At 65.3% G+C, this 25873-nt stretch carries 20 protein-coding genes and 3 pseudogenes; 13 read left to right on the top strand and 10 right to left on the bottom strand.

Going from position 1 to position 25873, the window contains the following annotated elements:
• The first annotated feature begins 105 nt into the window (after positions 1-105).
• Entirely contained in the window at positions 106-1002 is an 897-nt protein-coding gene (locus IDM45_RS06345; protein ID WP_209422096.1) for a LysR family transcriptional regulator, read from the top strand.
• 267 nt (positions 1003-1269) lie between these two features.
• Positions 1270-2343, top strand: a complete 1074-nt coding sequence (locus IDM45_RS06340; RefSeq protein WP_209422095.1) for an ABC transporter substrate-binding protein — start codon at positions 1270-1272, stop codon at positions 2341-2343.
• A 105-nt stretch (positions 2344-2448) separates the two neighbouring features.
• Here the strand turns inward: IDM45_RS06340 and IDM45_RS06335 are convergent, their stop codons facing one another.
• Both IDM45_RS06335 and gloB read right to left on the bottom strand, forming a co-directional pair.
• Entirely contained in the window at positions 2449-3993 is a 1545-nt protein-coding gene (locus IDM45_RS06335) for a transglycosylase SLT domain-containing protein (protein WP_209422094.1), read from the bottom strand.
• Positions 3990-4769, bottom strand: a complete 780-nt coding sequence (gene gloB, locus IDM45_RS06330; protein ID WP_209422093.1) for a hydroxyacylglutathione hydrolase — start codon at positions 4767-4769, stop codon at positions 3990-3992. Before gloB ends, IDM45_RS06335 begins: the two co-directional genes overlap by 4 nt.
• Here gloB and IDM45_RS06325 point away from each other — a divergent pair.
• Complete coding sequence (locus tag IDM45_RS06325; RefSeq protein WP_209422092.1) at positions 4768-5541, top strand: class I SAM-dependent methyltransferase; 774 nt, start codon at positions 4768-4770, stop codon at positions 5539-5541. The two genes, gloB and IDM45_RS06325, sit on opposite strands and share 2 nt — an antisense overlap.
• Positions 5542-5599: 58 nt before the next feature.
• Positions 5600-6046 carry a ribonuclease HI gene (rnhA, locus tag IDM45_RS06320; protein ID WP_209424028.1) on the top strand — a complete coding sequence of 149 codons (447 nt, stop codon included), beginning with the start codon at positions 5600-5602 and terminating at the stop codon, positions 6044-6046.
• Between the two features lie 64 nt (positions 6047-6110).
• Here rnhA and IDM45_RS06315 read toward each other — a convergent pair whose 3' ends face one another.
• Entirely contained in the window at positions 6111-7508 is a 1398-nt protein-coding gene (locus tag IDM45_RS06315; RefSeq protein ID WP_209422091.1) for a cytochrome D1 domain-containing protein, read from the bottom strand.
• 109 nt (positions 7509-7617) lie between these two features.
• Between IDM45_RS06315 and rng the strand changes: the two genes are divergently transcribed.
• The gene (gene rng / locus IDM45_RS06310; RefSeq protein WP_209422090.1) at positions 7618-9105 is read left to right on the top strand and encodes a ribonuclease G; all 1488 of its coding nucleotides are present in this window, start codon (positions 7618-7620) and stop codon (positions 9103-9105) included.
• A gap of 77 nt (positions 9106-9182) precedes the next feature.
• On the opposite strand, the gene IDM45_RS06305 is transcribed toward rng, so the two are convergent.
• From IDM45_RS06305 to lptF, 6 genes are all read right to left on the bottom strand, one after another.
• On the bottom strand, positions 9183-10334 hold the full coding sequence (locus IDM45_RS06305) for a pyridoxal phosphate-dependent aminotransferase (RefSeq protein WP_209422089.1): 1152 nt from the start codon (positions 10332-10334) through the stop codon (positions 9183-9185).
• The gene (locus IDM45_RS06300) at positions 10331-11272 is read right to left on the bottom strand and encodes a CysB family HTH-type transcriptional regulator (RefSeq protein WP_209422088.1); all 942 of its coding nucleotides are present in this window, start codon (positions 11270-11272) and stop codon (positions 10331-10333) included. Before IDM45_RS06300 ends, IDM45_RS06305 begins: the two co-directional genes overlap by 4 nt.
• A 35-nt stretch (positions 11273-11307) precedes the next feature.
• Positions 11308-11700, bottom strand: coding sequence for a sirohydrochlorin chelatase (locus tag IDM45_RS06295; protein ID WP_209422087.1), 393 nt, complete (start codon positions 11698-11700; stop codon positions 11308-11310).
• A gap of 146 nt (positions 11701-11846) precedes the next feature.
• A complete protein-coding gene (locus IDM45_RS06290) occupies positions 11847-12857 on the bottom strand; it encodes an Rpn family recombination-promoting nuclease/putative transposase (protein WP_209422086.1) in 1011 nt (336 codons plus the stop codon).
• A gap of 101 nt (positions 12858-12958) precedes the next feature.
• Positions 12959-14065 carry an LPS export ABC transporter permease LptG gene (gene lptG / locus IDM45_RS06285; RefSeq protein ID WP_209422085.1) on the bottom strand — a complete coding sequence of 369 codons (1107 nt, stop codon included), beginning with the start codon at positions 14063-14065 and terminating at the stop codon, positions 12959-12961.
• Positions 14062-15159 (bottom strand): LPS export ABC transporter permease LptF, encoded by a 1098-nt coding sequence (gene lptF, locus IDM45_RS06280; RefSeq protein ID WP_209422084.1) that lies wholly within the window; start codon positions 15157-15159, stop codon positions 14062-14064. Before lptF ends, lptG begins: the two co-directional genes overlap by 4 nt.
• A 9-nt stretch (positions 15160-15168) precedes the next feature.
• On the opposite strand from lptF, the pseudogene IDM45_RS06275 reads away from it, so the two are divergent.
• The 4 genes and pseudogenes from IDM45_RS06275 (at position 15169) to IDM45_RS06260 (ending at position 18747) form a co-directional block, all read left to right on the top strand.
• Positions 15169-16664, top strand: a pseudogene (locus IDM45_RS06275) (leucyl aminopeptidase).
• Positions 16665-16693: 29 nt separating this feature from the next.
• Entirely contained in the window at positions 16694-17134 is a 441-nt protein-coding gene (locus IDM45_RS06270) for a DNA polymerase III subunit chi (RefSeq protein WP_209422083.1), read from the top strand.
• Positions 17135-17307: 173 nt separating this feature from the next.
• Positions 17308-17484, top strand: coding sequence for a hypothetical protein (locus tag IDM45_RS17570; protein ID WP_232654247.1), 177 nt, complete (start codon positions 17308-17310; stop codon positions 17482-17484).
• 136 nt (positions 17485-17620) lie between these two features.
• Positions 17621-18747, top strand: a pseudogene (locus tag IDM45_RS06260) (branched-chain amino acid ABC transporter substrate-binding protein).
• Positions 18748-18893: 146 nt separating this feature from the next.
• On the opposite strand, the gene fnr reads toward IDM45_RS06260, so the two are convergent.
• Positions 18894-19637, bottom strand: a complete 744-nt coding sequence (fnr, locus tag IDM45_RS06255) for a fumarate/nitrate reduction transcriptional regulator Fnr (protein WP_209422081.1) — start codon at positions 19635-19637, stop codon at positions 18894-18896.
• A 166-nt stretch (positions 19638-19803) separates the two neighbouring features.
• Here fnr and hemN point away from each other — a divergent pair, with 166 nt between their 5' ends.
• The 4 genes and pseudogenes from hemN (at position 19804) to IDM45_RS18245 (ending at position 25822) form a co-directional block, all read left to right on the top strand.
• Positions 19804-21186, top strand: coding sequence for an oxygen-independent coproporphyrinogen III oxidase (gene hemN, locus IDM45_RS06250; RefSeq protein WP_209422080.1), 1383 nt, complete (start codon positions 19804-19806; stop codon positions 21184-21186).
• A gap of 3 nt (positions 21187-21189) precedes the next feature.
• The gene (locus tag IDM45_RS06245; protein WP_209422079.1) at positions 21190-21939 is read left to right on the top strand and encodes a sulfite exporter TauE/SafE family protein; all 750 of its coding nucleotides are present in this window, start codon (positions 21190-21192) and stop codon (positions 21937-21939) included.
• 126 nt (positions 21940-22065) lie between these two features.
• Positions 22066-23337, top strand: a complete 1272-nt coding sequence (locus IDM45_RS06240) for an HD-GYP domain-containing protein (protein ID WP_209422078.1) — start codon at positions 22066-22068, stop codon at positions 23335-23337.
• A 59-nt stretch (positions 23338-23396) separates the two neighbouring features.
• Positions 23397-25822, top strand: a pseudogene (locus IDM45_RS18245) (putative bifunctional diguanylate cyclase/phosphodiesterase).
• Positions 25823-25873 lie beyond the last annotated feature (51 nt).

Genomic DNA, 25873 nt, shown 5'->3' with positions numbered 1-25873 from the left:
GACGGCGCCTATGGTATGTGTGCAAAATTGTGAGGGCAAGGCCCAAGAATGCACCTTGGCTTTGCATATATGCACATCACACCGTGCGCTGGAGAAAGGCCGCTGATGGACTGGGACAACCTGCGCTATTTCCTGGAGCTGGCTCGCTCGGGCACGCTGGCCGCCGCCGCCCGGCGCACGGGCGTGGAGCACACGACGGTGGCGCGGCGCATCCAGGCGCTGGAGAAACAGATGGGCGCGCCGCTGTTCGTGCGCGAGGCGGCAGGGCACCGCCTGTCCGAGGCGGGCCGCCATTTGCTGCCCGCCGTCGAGGCCATGGAGGCTGCCGTGCTGGGCGTGGAGCGCGCCGCCCCGGCCAATGCCGCCGCCAGCGGCCCGGCTGGCCTGGTGCGCGTGGGGGTGACCGAGGGCTTTGGCACGCTGATCCTGGCGCCGCACCTGGCGCGCCTGACACGTCAGCATCCGCACCTGTCCATCGACCTGCTGGCCGTGCCGCGCATGTTGCACCTGTCGCGGCGCGAGGCCGACATCGTGATCTCGCTGGAGCGGCCCAAGCGCGGCTCGGTGCTGGTCACCAAATTGGCCGACTACGCGCTGCACCTGTACGGCCAGCGCGAGTACCTGGCGCGCCGCCCACTGGTGGCGCGGCGCGAGGACTTGCGGCACCACGATTTCGTCAGCTACGTCGATGACCTGCTGTTTTCCAAGGAGCTGCAGTTCATCGACCAGCTGTGGCCGCCCGAGCGCTTTGCCCTGCGCAGCACCAGCGTCACCGCGCAGTACGAGGCGGTGCGTGCCGGTGCCGGTCTGGCGGTGCTGCCGGCCTTCCTGGCCGACCGCGACCCGACCCTGGCGCGCGTGCTGCCGGGCGAGGCGCGCTTCATCCGCACCTTCTGGATGAGTATGCCGGCGGAGGCCAAGCACCTGGCACGCACGCAGGCGGTGTGGGCGCATCTCAAGGATGTCGGCCAGCGCGAGGCAGCACGCCTGATGCCGGGGTGAGGGCGGCTGCAGGGAGGTTGTGCGTGGCGCGTTTGGCAGTGAGCTTCTGATTTGTAATTTTGATAGCTGTCAGCGCTGTCCCAGCAAGGGTTTGCGGACGTTTTCATTCAAAAAATACCGCTTGCAGCAGACCGGATGAAGGCAAGTTGTGGGTTTCCCTTACGTAGTTGCTGCAAGGGTTGTCCCGAGTGGTTTCAGGGCAGTGGTGAGGCAATATTGCTGCGCTGCAACATGAAACTTTGCAGTGCCTTTTTCTTCTGTCCTTCGATGTTCGATTCTGCTTCGTCGCGTCGCCAGTGGTTCAGCCAGCTGGCCTGTCTGGGGGCCACGGCTGCACTGCCCCGCTCCACCCTTGCCTGGCCTGCAGCGGGCGCACAAGACCAGGGAGGCGGCCAGCCGCCGCTACGCATTGCCGTCGGCGCACGCGGCACGCTCTACCACCTGCCGCTGCTGGTGGCGCAGGAGCTGGACTACTTCGCCCAGGAAAAGCTGGCGGTGCGCATCGTGGATTTTTCTGCCGGCGCCCAGGCCGTGCAGGCCTTGGCCAGCGGTGCGGTCGATGTGTGCTGCGGTGCCTACGAGCACGTGGTGCGCGGCCAGCTGCAGGGCCGCGACTGGCGCAGCCTGGCGCTGCTGGCCCGGGCGCCGCAGATCGCCCTGATGGCGCCGGCCCATCTGCGCCTGGACGCCGACCCGGGGCGGCTGGCGACGCTGCGCATCGGGGTTACTGCGCCGGGCTCGTCCACCCACTACCTGGCTCGCCTGTGGCTGCAGGGTGCCGGCATACCTGCCGATGCGGCCCAGTTCGTGCCGGTGGGCGTCGGCACGACGGCGCTGGACGCCCTGCGCCAGGGCCGCATCCACGCCCTGTGCCATGCCGATCCGCTGCTGACCCTGCTGGAGCAGCGCAGCCGTGTCACGGTGCTGGCCGACACGCGCTCGCTCAAGGGCACGGCGCAGGTCTATGGCGGCCCCATGCCGGGTGGCTGCCTGTTTGCCGCGCAGACTTTCATCCAGAGCCAGCCGGAGCAGGCCCAGGCGCTGGCCAATGCCATGGTGCGGGCGCTGCGCTGGCTGCAGACCGCCAGCCCGGCCGATCTGGCGCAGATCGTGCCCAAGGCCTATCTGCTGGGTGATCGCGGCGCCTACCTCGCGGCCTTCGAGAAGGTGCGCGAGACTCTCTCGCCCGACGGCCTGATGCCCGCCGACGGCCCGGTCACTGCGCTGCGCGCCGTGCAGCGCATGCGGCCCGAGGCCAGCCAGCAAGCCCGCGTGGCGCTGGAGCGCACCTTCAGCAACACCTGGGCGCACAGGGCGCGCGCCAAGCTGGAGCGGGTTTGAGGATAAAAACGGCTGAAACCCTTGCTGGGACAGCGCTGACAGCTATCAAAAAATAGCCCAGGCAGTTCTGTGTGAACTGACTGGGCCGGGCATGGCCGGAGCGCTTCAGCGCACCCGTGCCTTGGCTGCCGGGCGGGCGCTGGCGGTGGCCGTGCGGGCAATCGGCGCGCGGGCCTTGGTCGCAGCCACCTTGCCGCGCGGGGCGGCGGCCACCGGCTGGCGTGGGCTGGTGCGTGCCAGCGAGGTGGCGGTCAGGCGCACCGGCAGATACATGGTCACGGCCTCGCCCGCCTTGAAGCGGCTGCCCACCTTGACATCGTTCCAGTCGGCCACGTCGGCGGCGCTGACCTTGTAGCGCCGGGCGATGGCGGCCACGGTCTCGCCGCGCTTGGCCGCGCGCACGCTGGTGCGGCGCGTGACGATCTCGGGCGTGAAGGCGATCTGGCCGTTGTCCGCCAGGTGGCTGGATACGTCCTGGCGCGTGGTGGCGGCGCGCGGCACCATCAGCGCCGAGCCGGCCTTGATCATCATGCGCGGCGGGATGCCGTTGAGCTGGCGCAGGTCGGCCTCGCTCATGCCGGCGCGCTGGGCGGCGGCGGCTGCGGTCATGTTGCTGGGCACTGTCCACACCGTCCAGCTGGCGTACTGGCCTTCGCTGTAGGCCTGCAGGTTGCGCCGGAAGACCTGCGCGTTGTCCCAGGGCAGCAGGATGCGCGGCATTCCGGCAGCCAGGATGACGGGCCGGTGCAGCGACGGGTTGAGCGCGCGGAAGTCCTCCTCGCGGATGCCGGCCAGGCTGGCCACCAGCGCCACGTCGATGTCGCGTGTGATCTCCACGCTCTGGAAGTAGGGGTGGTTCAGGATCAGCGGCAGCTCGGCGCCGAAGCGCTCTGGCTCGGCCACGATGTTCTTCACCGCCTGCAGCTTGGGCACATACATGCGCGTCTCGGCGGGCATGGAAAGCTCCGGGTAGCTCGTGCCCAGGCCGAGTTTCTCGTTCTTGGCGATGGCGCGGGCCACGCTGCCCTCGCCCCAGTTGTAGGCGGCCAGGGCCAGGTGCCAGTCGCCGAACATGCCGTGGAGCTTTTGCAGGTAGTCCAGCGCCGCACGGGTGGAGGCCAGCACGTCGCGCCGGTCATCGCGGAAGGCGTTTTGCTTGAGGTCGAAATACGTCCCCGTGGCCGGCATGAACTGCCACATGCCGGCGGCCTTGGCGCTGGAGACGGCCTGCGGGTTGAAGGCGCTCTCGATGTAGGGCAGCAGCGCCAGCTCGGTCGGCATCCCGCGGCGCTCCAGCTCCTCGACGATGTGGAACAGGTACTTGCGCGAGCGCTCGGTCATGCGCTGCATGTAGTCCGGGCGGTTGGCATACCACTGCTCGCGGTCGGCGACCAGCTCGCTGTCCAGGTCGGGCATGGCAAAGCCGCGGCGGATGCGATCCCACAGGTCGGCCGGGGCGTCGATGCCGGCGACGGCCTGCGCCCGGGTGCTGCCTGCCGTGATCGGGCGCAGCGGCCCGGTGGGGTACAGCGGCTGGTGCGCGGCGGCGGCGGGGCTGGAGTCGGCAGGGGCGGAGGCGTCGGGCGTGCTGGTGGTGGCACAGCCGGTCAGCAGCAGGCTGGCCAGCAGCAGCAGGTGCAGGAATTTCATCGGAATTCGTTTTTCCATTGGCGCAGCGCGGCCAGGACGGATGCGGGCGAGGCCGTGTCCACGCTGCTGTCGAAGCGGCGTGCGGCCTGGGCCACGGCGGGCACGCGCACGCGCAGAAAGGGGTTGATCTGGCGCTCCAGCGCCAGCGCGGCGGGCAGGGTGGGCCGGCCCTGCGCGCGCAGGGCCTCGCAGCGCTGGCTGTACTGGAGCAGCTCGGCGTTGGCTGGCTCCACCGCACGCGCGAACTTCAGGTTGGACAGGGTGTATTCGTGGGCGCAGCAGACCCGGGTGTCATCCGGCAGCGCGGCCAGGCGGTCGAGCGAGGCCAGCATCTGCGCCGGCGTGCCCTCGAAGATGCGCCCGCAGCCGCCGGAAAACAGCGTGTCGCCGCAAAACAGCAGCGGCCCGCCGGGCGCATCGGCGCAGAAATAGGCGATGTGGCCAGCGGTGTGGCCGGGCACGTCGATGACCTGGAAATGCAGGCCCAGCGCCTGGATGCTCTGGCCGCCGGCGACGCGGTGGACGGGCTGCGGCAGCTCGGCCTCGGTGGCTGGGGCGTGAACCTGGGCGCCGGTGGCCTGCTGCAGTTCGGTCACGCCGCCGACATGATCGCCGTGGTGGTGGGTGACTAAAATTGCCTGCAGCGGCACCCCTGCGCCGCGCAGCGCTGCCAGCACAGGCGCAGCATCACCCGGGTCTACCACGATGGCGCCTTGCGCGCCTTGCAGCATCCAGATGTAGTTGTCGGCGAAAGCGGGCAGCGGCAGCAACTTCATGAGCGGCGAAATTATAGGTTTGCATCAATGGTTCGGGTCTGCCCCAGGCCGCTATCTGCTGGACTGGGAGCAAGCCCGCTATGACGAGCTGGTGGCGGATGTGTTCGGCTTTCATGCGCTGCAGCTGGGTCTGCCGGCCCTGCAGGGCCTGCGCGCCAACCGTATGCCGCACCGCTGGCTGGCGCTGAGCCAGGAGGAAAGCCGCGACAGCGGGCTGCAGGGTAGCAGACCGGCGCTGCTGGCCGAAGCGGTCATGCTGCCCTTCCCCGAGGCCAGTCTGGACTTGGTGCTGATGCCGCACACCCTGGAGCTCAGCGTGGAGCCGCACGCCGCGCTGCGCGAAGTCCACCGCGTGCTGGTGCCCGAGGGCCGGGTGGTCATCAGCGGCCTCAATCCCTGGAGCCTGTGGGGCCTGCGGCAAAAGCGCGCCCGGCTGTACCAGCGCCTGGGCGCGGGCGGTCAGCTGTATCTGCCCGAAAGCGGCGAATTCATCGCCCCGGGACGCCTGCGCGACTGGCTGCAGCTGCTGGGCTTCGAGCTGGAGAGCGTGAGTTTTGGCTGCTTTCGGCCTGCCGTGTCCAGCCAGCGCTGGCTGCAGCAGTACGAGTGGATGGACGGCCTGGGCGCGCGCTGGTGGCCGGTGCTGGGCGCAGGCCATGTGACGGTGGCTGTCAAGCGCGTGGCTGGTGCGCGGCTGCTGGAGCCAGCGTGGCGCACGGCAGCGGCGCCGGTGGCCGCGCAGGCGCAGGTGGCGCAGCGGCGGGCCGGATGAGCGGTTTTTTCAATTTTTCGAGGTTGTCGATGTTTTCAAGGGGTGTGGTTTGTCTGCTCTGACCGAGGTGGTGATCTATACCGATGGGGCTTGCAAGGGCAATCCGGGGCCGGGTGGCTGGGGTGTGCTGCTGCGCGCGGGCACGCTGGAAAAGGAGCTGTTCGGCGGCGAGCTGGGTACTACCAACAACCGCATGGAGCTGATGGCCGTGATCCAGGCGCTGTCGGCGCTCAAGCGGCCCTGCCAGGTGCAGCTGTACCTGGACAGCCAGTACGTGCGCCAGGGCATCACGAGCTGGATCCACGGCTGGAAGAAAAAGGGCTGGCGCACGGCTGCTGGCCAGCCGGTCAAGAACGTCGAGCTGTGGCAGCGCCTCGATCAGCTGGCGCATGGCGCCGGGCACCGCATCGATTGGCACTGGGTGCGCGGCCATGCCGGCGACCCCGGCAACGAGCGCGCCGACGCGCTGGCCAATCGCGGCGTGGAGCTGGCGCTGGCGGCCTGAGGGTTTTGGGGTAAAAAGTGGCCCAAAGCCAAGCTGGGAAAGCGGAAAAAGCTATCAAAATATTTCAATGATCCAGTGCCAGCACCGGATTGACAAAAGGCACTGGCTGGACGCTGCAAGGCGCGCGCATGGGCAGGCGCCTGATCTCGCGCAGGCTCTGCGTGTCGTGGATGAGCAGCGCGCCGGTATTGGCCTCCTGCCCCTGCACGCTGACCAGCGCATGGCGGCCATCGCGGCTGAACAGCGTCTGGGTCGGCGTGCCGCCCGGGATGTCCAGTGCGCCGGTCGGCTCCAGCGTGTCCTTGTCGTACAGCGCCAGCGTGCCGGGCAGGGCAGCATCCGTCCACAGGTGGGCCGCCGCCACGTGGCTGGCGACGAAAGTCCCTGCGGCTGCGGGCACCAGGGAGCGGATGCTCTGGCGCTTTTCCAGGTCGAACACGTGCAGCAGCGCAGCGTGGCGATTGGCGCTGGCCAGGGCGCTGCGCCCCTGCCAGGTGAAGAAGGCGCCCGTGGCCGGGCTGGGCTGGCCAGGCTCGGGTGTCAGGCTGATCTGCACTCGCGCGTCCAGGTGCAGCATGGCCATGCCGGCGTAATCCGGGCCGGCACCCAGCAGGTAGCGCTGGGCCGGGTCGAGCCGCAATTGCCGCAGCGGCGCGCCCAGCGGGGTGCGGCGCACGCCCAGATGGCCAGGCCGGGCGATGGCCTCGCCCATGCGGTAGTCATGCACCAGGCCGTCGTAGATGGGCGCGGCGCCAGGGTCGTAGGAGATCTCCCAGAGCTGCGGGATGTCGCGCAGCGCGACGATGAAGCTGCGGCGCAGCGGCGCGTGCTGCAGGGCGGCGATGCGCGATGTCTGCCTGCCGTCCAGCGTGGCGGCGCGGTGCAGCCGGGCCAGGTGCAGCTCGGCGTCGAACAGGGCGACGGCGCCTGGGGCATCGCTGGCAGCCAGCAGCCAGCGGCCATCGCCGCTCAACAGTAAGCCCTGCAGCCGTTGGCCAATGCGCACCTGCGCTGCCTGCCGGCTGCGCCACAGGTCGTATTTCACGACCCAGCCATCGCGTGTGGCCAGGAAAGCATGGCGCCGGTCGGGGGCCAGGTGTACGGCGGGCAGCAGTTGCGGGCGGATGCGCTGGCGTGCCAGGACTGCCAGGTGCGTGCCGTCCAGCAGGCTCAGGTGCCCATCACCCTCGATGGCGATGAACAACTCCCGCCCGGCACTGGCCCAGGCGGGTGGCTCGGGGCTTGCATCGGTGGGCGCAGCGAAGGTCTGGCGGGAGGCGCGGATGTCGGCCTCGGCCTCGGCCTGGGACGGCGCCGGCGCTTCGCCCTGGGCTGCGTGCAGAGCCTTGGCGGATGGCATCAGGCAACTGCCCGCTAGCGTCAGTACGGCAGTGCGCCGGTGCATGGCTGGGAGGGTGGGCAGGGCGCAGGGTGAGAGCGGCAGTGGCGTGTCGGAGGGCATGGCGGCGGGCGGCTCTGGCTGGACGGGCAGGCAAGCAGGCAGGATGGCCCTGCCGATGGTGCCACGCGGCCCGTTGTGCCGACCAGCTTTCAGGCATCATGAACGTCCCATGCAACAAGACATTCTCATCAACTGGTCGCCCCAGGAAACGCGCGTCGCCGTGGTCGAAAACGGTGCCGTGCAGGAGCTGCACGTCGAGCGCACGCTGGAGCGCGGCTTGGTCGGCAACGTGTACCTGGGCAAGGTCTCGCGCGTGCTGCCGGGTATGCAGTCGGCCTTCATCGACATCGGGCTGGAGCGCGCGGCCTTTTTGCACGTCGGCGACGTGTGGCATCGCCAGGAGGGCGGCGAGGCGCCCATGTTCGCGCGCAAGGGCGAGCCGCCCGTGCCGATTGAGCGCCAGGTCTTCGAGGGCCAGCCGCTCATGGTGCAGGTCATCAAGGATCCGATCGGCAGCAAGGGCGCACGTCTTTCGACCCAGATCAGCGTGGCCGGGCGGCTGCTGGTGTTCCTGCCGCAGGACGACCACATCGGCATCTCGCAAAAAATCCCGTCTGCCGAGCGCGAGGCGCTGCGCGCGCGGCTGCAGGTGCTGGTGGGCGACAAGGCATCGGGCGGGGGAGGCGGCTTCATCCTGCGCACCAACGGCGAGGACGCCAGCGACGAGGAACTGGCCGAGGACATCGCCTACCTGCGCAAGACCTGGGGCCGCATCCGCCAGGCGGCGCTGGAGCGCCCAGCCGGCTCGCTGCTGCACCAGGATCTGAACCTGCTGCAGCGGGTGCTGCGCGACCTGGCCAGCGAGCACACGCAGTCGATCCGCATTGACTCGCGCGAGCAGTTCGAGCTGCTGTTGGGTTTCGGGCGTGAGTTCATGCCGGCGGCGGCGCCCAAGCTGCAGCTGTACAAGGGCGAGCGACCGATTTTTGACCTGTACGCCATCGATGAGGAGATTGGCCGGGCGCTGGGCCGGCGCGTCGATCTCAAGTCCGGCGGCTATCTGATCGTCGATCAGACCGAGGCGCTCACGACCATCGACGTGAACACTGGCGGCTATGTGGGCGCGCGCAACTTTGACGACACCATCTTCAAGACCAATCTGGAGGCCGCCGGGGCGATTGCCCGCCAGCTGCGCCTGCGCAACCTGGGCGGCATCGTGATTGCCGACTTCATCGATATGGCGCGCGAGGAGCACCGCGCGGCCGTGCTGGCCGAGTTCAGGAAGCACTTGGCGCGCGATCGGGTCAAGACCATGGTGGGCGGCTTCTCGCAGCTCGGCCTGGTGGAGATGACGCGCAAACGCACGCGCGAATCGCTGGCGCACATGCTGTGCGAGCCGTGCCCGACCTGCGCCGGCGTGGGCGAGGTCAAGACGGCGCGCAGCGTGTGCTACGACATCCTGCGCGAGGTGCTGAGGGAGGCGCGCCAGTTCAACCCGCGCGAGTTCCGCGTGGTGGCCTCGCCCAAGGTCATCGAGCTGTTCCTGGATGAGGAGAACCAGCACTTGGCCGGCCTGTCGGACTTCATCGGCAAGCCCATCTCGCTGCAAGCGGAAAGCGGCATGGGGCAGGAGCAGTACGACATCGTGCTGCTGTGAGTTTTGCTATTTTATCAATAGCTGTAATCGCTTGACTGGCAAGGGTTTGAGGCTGATTTGATGCTCAAAATCGATGCTCACAGCCGGCGCAGTCGCGCAAGTGCCGTGTGCAGCGTGGCATCCTGCTTGGCAAAGCAAAAGCGCATCACGCCCTGCTCGAAGCCGTCGCCGTAGAAGGCCGACAGCGGGATGCCGGCCACGCCGACCTCGCGGATCAGCCATTCGCAGAACTCGCGCTCGGGTAGGTTGCTCACGGCGGAATAGTCCACGCACTGGAAGTAGCTGCCGCTGCTGGGCAGGAGCTTCAGGCGCGAGTCGGCCAGGCCGGCGCGAAACAGGTCGCGCTTGGCCTGGTAGAAGGCCGGCAGGCCCAGGTAGGGCGCGGGGTCTTGCAGGTATTCGGCCAGGCCGTGCTGCATGGGCGTGTTCACGGTGAAGACGTTGAACTGATGCACTTTGCGAAACTCGGCCATCAGGGCGGCGGGTGCAGCTACGGTGCCCACCTTCCAGCCAGTGACGTGGAAGGTCTTGCCGAAGCTCGACACGATGAAGGCGCGCTCGGCCAAGCCGGCAAAGCGCGCTGCACTCTGGTGCTCCTGGCCATCGAAGACCATGTGCTCATAGACCTCGTCGCTGATGAGCAGCACGTCGGTGGGCGCCAGCAGGGCTTCGAGCTGGCGCATCTGCGCGGCGCTCCAGACGCTGGCGCTGGGGTTGTGCGGCGTGTTGAGCAGCAGCAGCCGGGTGCGTGGCGACAGGGCGGCGGCGATGCGCTCGAAGTCGGGCGCAAAGCTGCCTGGCGTGAGCGGCACGCGCACCACGGCGGCGCCGGCCAGCTCGATGTTGGGCACGTAGCTGTCATAGCAGGGTTCCAGCACGATGACTTCGTCGCCCGGCTGCACGCAGGCCAGGATGGCCGTCAGGATGGCTTGGGTGGCCCCGGCGGTGATGGTGATTTCGCTGTTTTCGCAATACCGGCGTGCGTGCAGTGCTTCTATTTTTGCAGCAACAGCAGCGCGCAGCGCGGGGATGCCGGGCATGGGTGGGTATTGGTTGTGGCCGGCTTGCATGGCGCGGCTCACGGCATCCACCAGCGCCGGGTCGCAGGCGAAATCTGGAAAGCCCTGGCCCAGGTTCACGGCGCCGTGCTCGGCGGCGAGCTGCGACATGATGGAAAAGATGGTCGTGCCCACCTGGGGCAGGCGGCTGGGGAAACTCGGTGTGTTCATAGTTCGTAGTCGTTGACATGCCCGGTCATGGCGCGATCGACCAGATCGCGGTTCAGCCGGTCGCTGAGCAGTTCGGCAAAGCGATAGACGAAGTTGCGCAAATAGGCGCCGCGCTTGAAGGCCACGCGCGCCACGCTCTGGCCGAACAGGTGGCCCACCGGGCGCACGGCCAGATCGCCCTGCGGGTCGTCGCGCATGGCCATCTCGGCCACGATGCCAATGCCCAGGCCCAGGCGCACGTAGGTCTTGATGACGTCCGAGTCGATGGCCTCCAGGATGATGCGCGGCTGCAGCTTGCGCGCAGCAAAGGCCTGGTCGATCTTGGCCCGGCCAGTGAAGGAGGGGTGGTAGGTGATCAGCGGCTCGTGCGCCAGGTCGTCCAGGCCGACGCGCTCCTTCTTGGCCAGCGGGTGTGCGACCGGGATGACCAGCACGTGCTGCCACTCGTAGCAGGGCAGGGTGACCAGATCGGGGTAGGCGGCGAGCGACTCGGTGGCCATGCCGATTTCCGCGACCTCGTCGAGCACCATGCGCGCCACCTCGTGCGGCGTGGCTTGGTGCAGGCTGATGTTGACCTTGGGGTATTGCTCGCGCAGCTTGGCCACCGGCAGCGGCAACACGTAGCGTGCCTGGGTGTGCGTGGTGGCGATCGACAGGGTGCCGCTGTCTTGCTGGCTGTACTGCTCGCCGATGCGCTTGAGGTTGCCGACCTCACGCATGATCAGCTCGATACTCTTGAGCACGTGCTGGCCAGGCTCGGTCACGCGCTTGAGGCGCTTGCCGTGGCGCGCGAAGATGTCCACGCCCAGCTCGTCTTCCAGTTCGATGATGGCCTTGGACACGCCGGGCTGGGAGGTGTGCAGCGCCTTGGCGGCTTCGGTCAGGTTCAGGTTGCGGCGCACGGCCTCCTGGACGAAGCGAAATTGGTGCAGGTTCATATCTTGTTGAGAATAATGAATTAAATTATTATGCCTCAATCATCTATGAAATCCTGGCTATCCAGTGCCTGTGCTGCCATTTGCGCCAGCAGCGCCACCACGCGCTCGTCCTCGCCGATGTGCCCGGCCAGGCTCAAGCGCAGCTGCGGAAATTGCTGCGCCAGCGCGCGCACGGTCTGCGGCAGGTCTTCGCGCACATGCCGGCCGGCGCCCAGGAACAGCGGTGCGATGGCGATGCGGGTGCAGTCGCCATCTGCCAGCTCCTGCAGCACTTGTTCCAGCGAAGGCGGGCACAGCTCCAGATAGGCGCAGCGCACGGCAATGCCGGGTCGTAGCGTCTGCAGCCGGGCCTGCACGGCTTCGATGGGCCGGCGCCACAGCGGATCGCGCGAGCCGTGGGCCAGCAGGATGATGGCGCGTTCACTCATGGATATTGTCTGTTTCGCTGCCAGGGAGCGTCATCGATCGGCTCCGCTAGGGGAAGAGGGCTGGAGGCCTTGATGAAGAAGGCCGCCCGGTGGAAGCGGTCTGGGGGATTCAGAGAGTGGCCAGTGCGCCAGGCAGAACGGCTGCTTCAGGAATGCTCGCCACCCGTCTGACCAAACAGCTCCTGCACCGAATTGGCGGTGAGGATACCTGTCGCCCAACCGATCAGCTCATCTTGCGTGGCCGATTGGAGCCGGGCATAGACCCAGGGCGGCACGCCGCCAAAGCGCATCTGCACCTGCAGGGCGATGGCGCGGGCCAGGCCTTTGTGCATGCCCTTTTCCATGCCCTTTTCCATGCCCTGGCGCACGCCGCGCATGGTGGCCTCATCAAACCAGCGTTCAATCGTCTGCTCCAGCATGGCATGGCCCTCCAACAGGTCGGTGATGGTCTCAATGTCGGTGATGTTAGCTTTGGGCACCTTGCGCCGCAGCAGCTTGCGCACCCAGATGTCCACCGTACGCCGCAGCTGTTGCATCTCCTGGCCCTGCAGCACCTCGCCCAGGCTTTTGAGCACGCGGATGATGTCCTCGGGCGTGCGGCTTTGCTCCAGTTGAAACAGCGCCTCGGCCAGGTTGCGCACTCCCTGCAGGGAATGCAGCTTCAGCCGCGCCTCGTCGACCAGGTGGTAGAGCAGGCGCGGGCGATAGGGTTCCAGCCCGGGCAGGCTGGGCGCGTAGCACTCGGCCACGTCGGTGGCGGCCTTCCACGCCGGCGCGCCGTTGTACAGCACGATGGGCACGATGGCAGGGAGCTTGCCGTCCTGCAATTCCCCCTCCTTGACCAGGTGCTGCGACAGCAGGCCCACATAGACCAACATGCGCAGCGCCATCCAGGCGTCCGCCTCGCTTTGGAACTCCAGCAGCAAATAGACCCACACCCACTGCTCGCCCACCTTGAGGCGCCAGACCATGTCGTCGTGGCGCTGGCGGTCGGATTCGCTCACATAGCTGGCGTTGACGCGCTCCAGTGATGAGAAGTCCGCTCGCTCGCGCCACGGCCCGGGCACGAAGCCCAGCAGCAGGTCGCGCACCATCTGGGGGTGCGAGAACAATTGCTTGTAGCCGCTGTCGTGGCTGTGGGCGCTGGGTGGTGGCATGGAGTGGCGGGAAGACAGGGGGCAGGGGTGGCAGCGCCGGGGCTGGGGAAGTGATCAGTTGAACTGCTTTCAATCGTCAGAGCATTGGCTGAGGACAGGCCTCAGCGCCGATGCACCAGCCAGCCGAAAGCTGCCAGTGACACTGCCGTGTAGATCAGCCCTGGAGCGGCAGCGGTGATCCAGGGCGACCAGTTGCGCAGATTGCCGACGAAGCCGAACAGGTTGTTGAGCAAGAAGAAGCTGATGCCAGCCATGACCCCGGCAAAAACGTAGCCGGCAATGCCGCCAGAGCGAAAGTGCAGATAGGCAAAAGGCAGCGACAGCACCACCATGACCAGGCAACTCAGTGGATAGAACACCTTGCGCCAGAACTCGATTTCGTAACGTTGAGCGGCTTGGCCGTTGGCCTTCAGGTGGCGCACGTAGCGAAACAATTCGATGGCCGGCATCTTGTCTGGCTTGAGCACGGCGGCGGCCACCATGCTCGGGCTGATGCTGGTGGGCCACAGCAGTTCAGCCTCGCTGGTGCGCTGCACCTGCAGCTCGTCGCCCTTGCTGCGCTGGAACAGGCTGCGCTGCACCTGGTGCAGCCGCCAAGCCTCGCCGCTAGCGTCGAACTCGCCGCGCTCGGCAGTCACTGTGGCAGCCACGCGGCCGCGTTCGTCGAACTCGAACGCGCGGACGCCCAGCATCTGTCCATCCGTGCCCAGGCCGCGCACGTTGATGGCGCGCGAGTGGCTGCCCCGGCGCTCCTTGAGCCAGGCGCCGGTGGCGCCGGTGCTGAGCTGGCCGAGGTGGCGCACACCCACCAGCTGTGCCGCCCGCTCGCTGGTCGGCGCCACGTAGTCGCCAATCAGGAACGTCAGTGCCACAAAGCTGCTGCCCAGCAGCAGCAGCGTGGACAGCGCCCGCCCCGGCCCCAGTCCGCTGGTACGCATGATGGTGAATTCCGAGCTCTGTGCCAGCCGTGCCATGACGAAGATGGTGCCGATCAATACCGTGATGGGTAGCAGTTCGTACAGGTGCTGGGGCAGGCTGAGGGCGACATACAGAAGTGCCTGCGTCAGTTGGTATCCGCCCGCGCCGCGCCCCACCCAGCGCAGTTCATCGACCAGGTCGAAGAAGAAGAACAGGCCTAGGAAAGCCAGCGTCACGAAGCCGACGCTCAGAGCGATCTCTCGATAGATGAAGCGACGTAGGACTTTCACGCCGCCGCCTCCCTGCGAGGCAGCAGCGCGCGCAGCGACCACTGGTTGTGCCGTGCGGCCAGCAGCAGCAGGCCCAGCGCCAGCGTGCCGCCGTGCAGCCCGATCATGAAGGTGGGCAGGGTGGTGCGCTCGCTGGCGATCCAGCTTTGCCCGACAGTCATCAGGTTGTAATAGACCAAGAAGGTGAACAGGGCCAGCAACATGCTGGCGCTGCGCCCGGCGCGCGGATTGGCGGCAGCCAGGGCAGCGCCCAGCACCACGAAGTTCAGCACCGCCAGCACCAGACCGGCACGCCAGGCGAGTTCGGCGCGGTAGGCGGGCAGCGGATCGGCCAGCAGTTGCCGTGTGTCGCGCGCCTTGATGGCGCCCTCCTCGGCGCCGCTGCCGGAGGCGGCACCGATGCGCGTGCCGTACTCCATGAATTCGCTCAGGCGCAGGCGCGGCTGCTCGCGCAGCGTCTCCAGGCGCTGCCCCTGGCTGAGGATGACCACGCGTTCGCCATCGATGACTTGCAGGCGTGCCCCTTGAGCCGAGGTCACGGTCTCGCGGCTGGCATCGCTGGTGGCAATGAAGACATTGCTGGCCGAGAGCGCGTCCGGCGTGTCCTTGTCGATGAAAAACACCCGCGTGCCGCCTGCCGATTCCTGGAACTGGCCGGGAGCGATGCGGTCGATGTCCGAGCGCTGCTCGTAGCGTGTCTTCAGATCCTGGATCTGCTGGTTGGCCCAGGGCCAGGCCACCAGCGACAGCGCACCTACGACCAGCACCACCGGCCAGGCAAAGCGCAGCAGCGGCTCGAGCAGGTTGGCTAGGCCCCGACCGGCAGCAAACCAGATGACCATCTCGCTGTCGCGGTACATGCGCGAGAGCACGCTGACGACGGCCACGAACAGGCTCAGGCTCAGGATGGTGGGCAACTGGCCCAAAACGGTAAAGCCCATGACCAGCAGCACATCGGTAGGTGCCACGCTGCCCTTTGAGGCCTGGCCCAGCGTGCGGATCAGCATCATGGTCATGACGACGGTGATCAAGACCACCAGCGTCGCGCCGAACGAGCGGGCCAGCTCCTTGCGGATGGACGAATCGAATAACATCGGTCGATTATGAACTTCGAACTCAAGACGCTTTCGCTGTCCGCCGCTGCACGCCACAAGTGCGATCTGCTGGCCGTGCTTATCCCCAGGACTTCGCCGGACAGGACGGCGCCATCGGCACGCTGGCTGCCCAGGCCTTGCAGGCGGGTGACCTGCAGGACAAGCCGGGCAAGCTGCTGCGCCTGTATGCCAGCCCGGGCGTGGCGGCCCGGCACCTGGTGCTGGTGTCATGCGGCGATGGCTCGCCTGGCGATGTGCGCAAGGCTGTGCTGGCATTGGCCCCGGCCCTGAAGTCGCCCGGCGTGCAGCGCGCCGTCCTGGCGTTCGCCGCCGCACCAGCCGCCGGAGCCGTAGCGGCGGCGCTGCGCTCGGCTGCCGATGCAGCCTATGTCTATGCGGCCACCAAATCCAAGGTCGAGGAGAGCGGGCCAGAGTCCTGCCTGCTGGGTGTGCCCAGCGCCGCTGGCGTGCAGGCCGAGTTCGATGCTGCCCGGGCTGTGGCTGCCGGGGTCGAGTTTGCCCGCGAATGGGCCAATCGCCCGGCCAACCATGCCACGCCGACTCTGCTGGGTGAAGCGGCCAAGTCGCTGTCCAAGGACAAGGCCATCCGCTGCACGGTGCGCGGCCCCGAGGAGGTCGCCAAGCTGGGCATGGGAGCCTTCATGGCCGTGGCCCAGGGCTCGGTCGAGCCGCTGCGCTTCATCGAGCTGCAATACCAGGGCGCAGCCAAGGGTCAGGCACCGGTGGTGCTGGTGGGCAAGGGCATCACCTTCGACACCGGCGGCATCTCGCTCAAGCCGGCGCCCGAGATGGACGAGATGAAGTTCGACATGGGCGGCGCGGCCAGCGTGCTGGGGGTGTTTCGCGCACTGGCCGAGCTCAAGCCGGCCATCAATGTGATCGGCCTGATCCCGGCCTGCGAAAACATGCCCGATGGCCGGGCGCTCAAGCCCGGCGATGTGGTCACCAGCATGAGCGGCCAGACTATCGAAGTGCTCAACACCGATGCCGAAGGCCGCCTGGTGCTGTGCGATGCCCTGACCTATGCCGCACGATTCAAGCCCGTTGCCATCGTGGACATCGCCACCCTGACGGGAGCTTGCGTGATTGCCCTGGGCGGCCTGCGCAGCGGCCTGTTCAGTACCAGCGACGAGCTGGCTGCGCAATTGCTGGGTGCTGGCGATGCAGCGCTCGACCCCTGCTGGCGTATGCCGCTGGACGATGAGTATGGCGAGGGGCTCAAGAGTAATTTTGCCGATGTCGCCAATGTGGGCGGGCGGCCTGCCGGAGCGGTGACGGCGGCCAAATTCCTGCAGCGCTTCGTCGGCAATACGCCCTGGGCACATCTGGACATTGCCGGTACGGCCTGGAAGAGCGGCACAGCCAAGGGCGCCACCGGGCGTCCGGTCGGGTTGCTGCTGCGCTGGCTGGCAGAGCGCGCTGCCGGGTCTGCGGACTCTGGCCAGCAGACAGCAGCCGCACGCCGCCGCGCTGCCAAGGGCTGAAGGGCGCGCCCGCGTCGGGCCAGATCCGCATGACGGACATCGTGTTTCATTTCAACGTGCCAGACCGGCTGGCCTATGCCAGCCGACTGGCCCATCAGGCGTTCAGACGCGAGGTGAAGCTCACCATCACAGCCAGCGAAGGGGAGCTGGCCGAACTCGATGACCGATTGTGGAGCCTGGCGCCGTCGGACTTCGTGGCCCATTGCCGTGCTCCACAGGCGCACGCGGCACTGCTGGCGGCATCGCGGATCATTCTGTGTGCCGATCCGCGTCTTGGCTTGCCAGAGGGCGTTCTGCTCAATCTGGGAGCGCAATTGCCGACCGGTTTCGAGCAGTTTCAGCGGGTTGTCGAGGTAGTGAGCCTGGAGGAGGGCGATCGCGTCCAGGCGCGTCTTCGCTGGAAGCAGTATGCCGATGCTGGACATGCGATCTCCCGCCATGATGCGGCAGCGGGGATGGGCCGACGATGACGACTCCCGGACACATTCCTGCGCATTTCATTCCGACCTTGACCGAGGTGGTGCCGGAAGCTGCCCCAGCTCCTCCGACGCCAGCCGACGCTGCGCCTCCCGCTGTGGTGCCGACTCCTGTCGGCAGATCGCCCTTGCCCGAGGATTTCGAGGAATATGTGGTGCATCGTGTCATGCAACGCATCGATCTGGCCCTTGAAGAGCGCCTGCGCGAGGCCATCGCCCGGGTGACCCTGGAGCAGACGCGCTCGCTGGTGCCACGTCTGCGCGAAGAAGTCGAAACCGTGGTGCGTCAGTCGGTCTATGAAGCCGTAGCACAGGAATTGGCTGGAGAACGCCACAAGCCGTGAATCGATGGCAGGGAATATCCCTGTGTGGTATCGATATGAATTTCGTGTGTTCCCTAGTGTTGGCTGGGTTGAATTGCGCTATGTTCCAGCGCGTTGTGACCACACAATATTTCCAGCGCACTCTTTGGAGACATATATGCAATTGAAGTTGAAACTGACCGTGGCCGCTGCCATCGCAGCCGCTGCCGCTGTGACTTCCGCCCAGGAGGTGGTGAAGATCGGTCACGTTGCCCCTCTGTCGGGGCCGCAGGCGCACTACGGCAAGGACAACGAAAACGGCGCCCGCATGGCCGTGGAGGAACTCAATGCCCAAGGCTTCACCATTGGCGGCAAGAAGGTGAAGTTCGAACTGCTGGCCGAAGACGACGCAGCCGATCCCAAGCAAGGTACTGCTGCCGCGCAAAAGCTGTGCGACGCCAAGGCAGCCGGTGTTGTGGGCCACTTGAACTCGGGCACGACCATCCCTGCAGCCAAGGTCTACAACGACTGCGGCATCCCGCACGTTACTGGCGCTGCCACCAACCCCAACTTGTCCAAGCCGGGCTACAAGACCACGTTCCGCATCATTGCCAATGACAACGCATTGGGCGCGGGTCTGGCGGCCTATGCTTCCGAGACGCTCAAGCTCAAGACAGTGGCCGTCGTCGATGACCGCACGGCCTATGGCCAGGGCCTGGCCAGCGTGTTCAAGAAGGTGGCTGCAGAAAAGGGCATCAAGGTCGTGGATGAGCAGTTCACCACCGACAAGGCCACCGACTTCATGGCCATCCTGACAGCCATCAAGTCCAAGAATCCCGATGCCATCTTCTACGGTGGCATGGATCCGCAGGCTGGCCCCATGCTGCGTCAGATGGAGCAGTTGGGCATGAGCAATGTCAAATTCTTTGGCGGTGATGGACTGTGTACGACCGAGATCGCCAAATTGACGGCTGGCGCCAAGACCCTGAGCAATATGGTGTGTGCCGAGGGGGGGCTTCTCTGGCCAAGATGCCTGGCGGCATGGCGTGGAAAGCCAAATACGACGCCAAATATCCCAATCAATACCAGATCTACAGCCCTTATACCTATGACGCCACCATGCTTTTGGCTGATGCCATGAAGCGTGCCGGCTCCTGGGATCCCAAGGTCTATATCCCCGAACTGCTCAAGTCGAACTACAAGGGCGTGACGGCCAATATCGCCTTTGAATCCAATGGAGAGATGAAGAACCCGGCCATCACTCTCTACCACTATCCGGATGGCAAGAAGACGCCTATGAACTGATCTGCTGATCTGCTGATCTGCGGCCTTCGGCTTGCCCGTCGTGCAGGCCAGAGGCAGATCGCGGGCGCAAGGAAAAAGGCAATGTGCCGCAGCACATTGCCTTTTTCGTTTTCAAGCCCGGGTTGAGGAGCGCTTGCAGGGTCGTGTCAGTGACAGGCCTGTTGACTGTTCACGATGCGCCTGAGTGCTGCCGTGTCCACGATGCGGACATGGCGCTGCTTGACCTCGACGATGCCATCCTCGACGAATTTCGAGAAGGTGCGGCTGACGGTTTCCAGCTTCAGCCCGAGGTAGCTGCCGATTTCCTCGCGGGTCATGCGCAGGATCAATTCGGATTGGGAGAAACCGCGTGCGTGCAGACGCTGCACCAGGTTCAGCAGGAAGGCTGCCAAGCGCTCGTCGGCCCTCATGCTGCCCAGCAGCAGCATGACGCCATGCTCGCGCACGATTTCACGGCTCATGATCTTGTGGACATGCGTCTGCAGTGCCGTCACCTCGCGCGACAGCTCTTCGATGCGGTCAAAGGGCATGACGCAAACTTCCGCATCCTCCAGTGCCACGGCATCGCAGGTGTGATGATCGTTGACGATTCCGTCCAGACCGATGATCTCGCCGGCCATCTGAAAACCGGTGACCTGATCGCGCCCATCCTCCGTGGCCACGCAGGTCTTGAAAAATCCCGTGCGGATCGCAAACAGGGAGGTGAACGCCTCTCCGTTACGAAACAGGGTGCCGCCACGCTTGACCTTGCGACGCATGGCAACCACATCGTCGATGCGCTTGAGCTGGTGCTCTTCGAGACCGACCGGCATGCACAGTTCACGCAGGTTGCAGTTGGAGCAGGCCACCTTGATGGCCTGGAGCTGGGGCGGCGTGTTTTCCCTTTTCATGGCGTGAGCTTACCTCCGAACGTGCGCTGCCTCGTCATTGACCCCGGGCAGGATAAGTGTCGGAGCCCGGGATTGTCATTTTTCCGACATGGTGTGGGCTTGATCATAATCAAGACCATAGGGTACCCCTGGGGCACAGTGACAAATTACGCAAGGAATTCTCATCATGACTGTTGTCACCCCCGAGCTGCTGCGCCGCTTTGACGTCTCCGGCCCCCGCTACACCTCCTATCCGACGGCTGACCGGTTCGTCGAGGCGTTCGGCGAGGATGAGTACGTCATTGCGCTGCAGCAGCGCCGGGTCGGCTCGGTAGGCAAGGCTCTGCCGCTCTCCCTGTACGTACACATTCCGTTCTGCGAGTCGCTGTGCTACTACTGCGCGTGCAACAAGATCATCACACGCCATCCGGAGCGCGCCGACGTCTACCTGCGCTACCTCAGTCGCGAGATCGATCTGCACACCGCGCATTGCGGTGTCGGGCAGCAGATTAGCCAGTTGCACCTGGGTGGCGGCACGCCGACCTTCCTGTCCGACGATGGTCTGCGCGAATTAATGTCCATGATCAAGCGCAGCTTCACGCTGGTGCCTGGCGGGGAATACTCCATCGAGGTCGATCCGCGCACCGTGGACGAGCAGCGTCTGGCCCTGCTGGCTGAGTTGGGCTTTAACCGCCTGAGCTTCGGGGTGCAGGATTTCGATCCCGAAGTGCAAAAGGCCGTGCATCGCATCCAGCCGGCGGAAAAAGTGTTCGCGCTGGTGGAGAGTGCGCGTCGCCTGGGCTTCGAATCCATCAACGTGGACTTGATCTACGGCCTGCCCCGGCAGACGCCGGAGTCCTTTGAGCGCACACTCAGGCAGGTGGCGCAGTTGCGTCCCGACCGGATCGCCATGTATGCCTATGCCCATCTGCCAGAGCGCTTCAAGCCACAGCGCCGCATCGTGACGGCCGAGTTGCCCATGGCTTCGGCTAAGCTGACCATGCTGGCGCTGGGGCTGGATATCTTCAATGAGGTCGGCTATACCTATATAGGTATGGATCACTTTGCACTTCCCGAGGATGCGCTGGCTGTCGCCAAGCGGCAGGGGCGGCTGCATCGCAATTTCCAGGGCTACAGCACACAGCCCGATTGCGATCTCATTGCTCTGGGTGTCTCGGCCATTGGCCGGGTGGGCGCGACCTACAGCCAGAACGTCAAGACGCTGGATGAATATTACGATGCCATCAACCGGGGACATCTGCCCATCGCCCGGGGCTTGGCGCTCAGCCGTGATGATCTGGTACGCCGCGCGGCCATCATGGCGCTGATGTGCCAGGGCAAGCTGCTGTTCGAGCCGCTGGAGCAATCCTGGCTGATCGATTTCCGCAGCTACTTCGATTCCGAACTGCAGCAGCTGCAGGGTATGGCCGAGCAGGGCCTGGTGACCCTCAATGACGAGGGTGTCACGGTCACGCCGATGGGCTGGTACTTCGTGCGTGCCGTGGCCATGGTGTTCGACAGATACCTGCAAGCCAATCTGAACCGCGCCCGGTTTTCGCGAATCATCTGATCCATGTTCTGGGCGTTGGCATCCACGGTATTTTTCATGGGACTGGCCGGCGGCACGCATTGCCTGACGATGTGCGCCGCTCCCTGCGGAGCATTGACCGGAGCCGGGCAGCGAAAGGCCGGGCTGGCTCCCGGCGAGCAGGCAGTGCAATGGCAACCGCACGGTTCGGCAGCCTTGGCAGGTGTGGTGCTGCGCCGTACTGTCATCTTTCATGTAGGGCGCCTGATCGGCTACGGCATGGCTGGGGCGCTTGCTGCCTACGCCATGGACAGGCTGGCCTGGTTGAGTGGGCACAGCATGGCGCTACGCCCTCTATGGACACTGACCCATGTGGCCGTCATGGGTTGGGGCTTGGCCATGTTGGCTCAGGCACGCCAGCCGGCCTGGATCGAGGCAGCTGGAAGACGCCTGTGGCGTGTTACCCAGCCTGTGGTTGCGCGGCCTGGAGGTCTGCTGCTTGCCGGGATGGCCTGGGCCTTGCTGCCCTGCGGCCTGCTGTACACGGCCTTGATGACAGCAGCCTTGAGCGGCGGCCTGCTCGCCGGTGCGCTGTGCATGGTGCTGTTCGGCCTGGGAAGCGGGCTATGGCTGGTGGCTGGCCCGTGGGTCTGGCTGCGGCTGCGCTCCGGGCTGCCCGGAAATGCCCAGGAATGGGGCGCACGCCTGGCAGGGCTGGTGCTGTGCGTGCTGGGCGGCTGGGCGCTGTGGATGAACCTCGTCCACGGGCAGCCGGCTCCCTGGTGTGTTGTTTGAAATGGCTTGACTTCCTGCAGATAGTCAACGCTGGCCTGCGCACAAGCTCTGGCGTGGTGGCAAGCATGGTGATAATCAGGCGCGATCGATTTTTTGCTTGCATGGCCCAACCCTTTTCCTGCTCCTGTGAATTCTTCTATCCCGATCAAGGTTGACGAGCTGCGGATAGGCATGTTCATCCAGCTGCCCTTGGGCTGGCTGCAACATCCCTTCCCGACTGGCAGTTTCCGTATCACCTCGGTCGAGCAGATCGACCTTCTGCGTGAGCTGGGTTTGGTAACGCTGCATTACCTGCCGGCCAGAAGCTCCCTCCACGAGGAAGAGTTGCAGTCTTCGGGAGAGGTTGCCGATGGTGGCGACGCCCTTTCCTGTGGGCAGTCAAGTCTTGCCGAATCCGGCCAGGATGCTGCTGCTGGCAATGACGCGGCAGGTCTGCCCGCCTTTGAAGTCAAATACCAGCTGGCATCAGCAGCATACGAACAGGTGACGATCCAGGTGGTACGTCAACCGGCCCGGGCTCGACAGGCTGCCGAAGGCCTGGTCAACGCCTGCATCGACGAGCTGGCCGAGGCGGAGTGCCACGTCATCTGCCTACTGTCCGGCAGTCACGTCGAAGGTTCCGCGGCCCATGCAGTCAATGTCCTGGTGTTGGCGTTGCTGTTGGGGCGCGCGCTGGGAATGCATGGCTCGGTGCTGCAGGAGTTGGGTTTGGCGGCGCTGCTGCACGATGTCGGCAAGATCACCATGCCGATGCACATCGCTGAGCCTGGCGCCCCTTTGAGCGCCGTCGAGTTGCAACGCTACCGCGCCCATGTGGGTGAATCGGTCGCGCTGGGGCAGCAGATGGGCTTGTCCAGCGATGTGCTCATCTCCATTGCCCAGCACCACGAGGCTGCCGATGGCAGCGGTCACCCTCTGGAATTGATGGGTGATGAGATTGGACGCAGCGGGCAGATTCTCGCTCTGGTCAATACCTATGAGCGGTTGTGCAACCCACTCTTTGGAAACCAGCCTCTGACGCCCCATGAGGCGGTGTCCGAGCTTTATGCACGGCAGAACAATCGTTTCGACCCAGGCATTCTTACCACCTTCATTCGCATGATGGGCGTCTATCCCCCTGGCTGCCTGATCCAGCTGCTGGACGGGCGCTATGGCCTGGTGGTCAAGGTCGATCCCGCCCATCCCTTGAAGCCGGTGGTCAGGATACACGCCACGGACATGCCGGGCGCTGGTATTCACACGATCGAGCTGCTTCACAGCCCAGGCCTGGGCATACGGCGCAGTCTGCGTCCAGTGCAGGTGCCGTTCGACGTTCTGGCTCAGTTGCAGCCGGGTTCTCGCACTCATTACTATTTCGAGCGCGCAGCGGCAAAGTCTGAGCGGGACGCAAATCCATGAATTTTCCCCTTCTGCCCGTCGGCACTTGGCACAGCATCGCTGACGCCTGGCCACAGGCGATGTGGCTGATTGATGCGGCGACGTTGGAAGTGATCTATGCCAACCGGGCGGCGGGCGAGCTGTTGGGCAGGCCTGTCGCAGAAATGGTGGGCCGCTCTGTGCATCAGCTTGCTTCTGCTCCGCAGGATCTGCTGTTTTGGGAGCAATCGGCAACGGAAATCGCTGCCGGCATCCATTCATGCACCAGTATCTGGAACCCGCAGCGTGGTGAGCAAATCCCCGTTGAGCGCTGGATTCAGGCTGTTCCTCCTGTGCAGGATGCATCCAGTACACAGGGCGCGAGCCTGCTTGCCATGTACATGCAGGACTGCTCCGAAAGCGAAAACTCCACGCGGGAGCTGGAGGGTCTGCTGTCCCAACTGCGCGCCACTCTGGATTGCGCTGCAGATGGCATCCTGTCGTGCGACCTGCAGGGGCGTATCCGAGCGTTCAACCATCGTCTGGTGCAGATCTGGAAACTGCCCGACGCACTGCTGAGGCGGCGTGATGACGACGCCATCCACGCCCACATGCAGGCCCAGGTTGAGGATGTGGCTGCATACAGGCAAAGCCTGGCCACACTGCGGCGCGAGCCGCTGCTTGAAGCCACGCATGTGTTTCGCCTGCGTGACAGTTCTGTGGTGGAGCTGCGCTCTGTGCCGCAGCTGATTCACGGCAAGCCGGCTGGCCGGATCCATGTTTATCGCGACATTTCCGGGCAAATCCAGGCCCAGGCCAATCTCCAGCTGGCAGCCCAGGTATTCGAATCCAGCCTGGACGCCATTTTTATTGCAGACACCCGGGGCATGTTGGTGCGCATCAACCCCAGTGGCTGCGAGTTGCTGGGGGCCCGGCAGCTGGAATTGCTCAGCCGACCGGTCACCGCCATGATCGATTTGGACAGGCCGGCAGCTTCCTTTCTGCGCCAGGTGGAGCAAGCCTGGGACTTGCAGGGATTCTGGGTGGGCGATGTCACGCTTCGCCCGGGTGCCTCAGATTCGGCCATTCCCATTGCCCTGTCATGGGTGGCGCTGCGCGATGAGCGGGGCAACGTCAGCCAGAGCATAGGCTTCATGCGTGACCTGACGACGCACCATGCGGCGCAAAGACGCATTGAAGAGCTGGCATTCACTGACCCCTGACAGGGCTGCCCAACCGGCTGCAGTTGACGCAGTGGGTTGGCTCGGTCATCGAAGGCGCCCGCAGTCGCAGCGCCGAGTTCGCGGTGCTGTTCCTGGATCTGGATCGCTTCAAGATCGTCAATGATTCCCTGGGCCACCCGTTCGGCGACCAGGTGCTCAAGATGGTGGCGCAGCGTCTGCAGGATTGCCTGCGCCAGTCGGACATGCTGTGCCGGCTGGGGGGCGATGAATTCGTGGTCTATCTGCACGACGCAGATCGGAAGGTGGCTGAAGCGGTGGCCCGCCGGATGCTTGATGAAATGGCGCATCCTTTTACTCTGGAGGGAATGAATTTTTCCATCCAGGGCAGCATGGGAATAGCCCTGTACCCTCATGATGGGCTGACGCTGGATGATCTGATCAAACACGCCGACTCAGCCATGTACCGGGTCAAGGAGCGGGGCCGGGGCCACTACAGCTTCTACCGCCCCCAGATGAGTGCCGATCTGTTGCCGCGCATGAAGATGGAGCACGCCATGCGTCTGGCTCTCGGCCTGGGGCACATGGAGGTTCACTATCAGCCCCAGGTCGAATTCGCTACCGGGCGCATCGTAGGCATGGAAGCGCTGCTGCGCTGGCGAGATCCGGAATTGGGGTCGGTACCACCAGCAGTTTTCATCCCACTGGCAGAAGAAAGTGGCTATATCGTCACCCTGGGCGCCTGGGTGATGGAGCAGGCGATCAAGGAGGCTGCGCACTGGCATGTCAGCGGGACGCCCATGGTGGTTTCCGTCAACGTCTCGGCCCTGGAGTTCCGCCAGCCCGGTCTGGTCGAGCGGATTTCCGGCTTGCTGGCCCAGCATGGCCTGCCTGCCGCTATGTTGGAGTTGGAGTTGACGGAAAGCGTGCTGCTGCAGGATGCGCAGGAGATGGAGCAGCTCCTGGGAACGCTGGCCCAGTTGGGCATAGGGCTTTCCATCGATGATTTCGGTACCGGCTACTCCAGCCTGGCGTATCTCAAGAAGCTGTCCATCCACCGCCTGAAGATAGACAAGTCGTTTGTCGATGGCTTGCCGCTGCATGAGCGTGACCAGGCCATTGTGCAGGCCATCGTCAGCATGGGGCGCGCCCTGGGCATTGCCACGGTGGCTGAAGGCGTCGAGACAGCAGCCCAGCGCGATGCGCTGCAAGCCATGGGCTGCGACTTCTATCAGGGGTATCTGTGTGCGCCGGCGCTGCCGGTGCCGCAATTGCGAACTCTGGTGGGGCGGGCCGGCCAGGCTCGGCAAGAGGTGTCTGCAAGTGCCACCGAGCCGTCATCCTGAACCGAGGGTTCAGGGGGGCAAGGGCAGCGTGGCATTGGGTTCATCTGACGC

Origin of the sequence: Melaminivora jejuensis (genome assembly GCF_017811175.1) — a bacterium.
Taxonomy (GTDB): domain Bacteria; phylum Pseudomonadota; class Gammaproteobacteria; order Burkholderiales; family Burkholderiaceae_C; genus Melaminivora; species Melaminivora jejuensis.
This window is presented reverse-complemented; position numbering and strand designations above follow the sequence as displayed.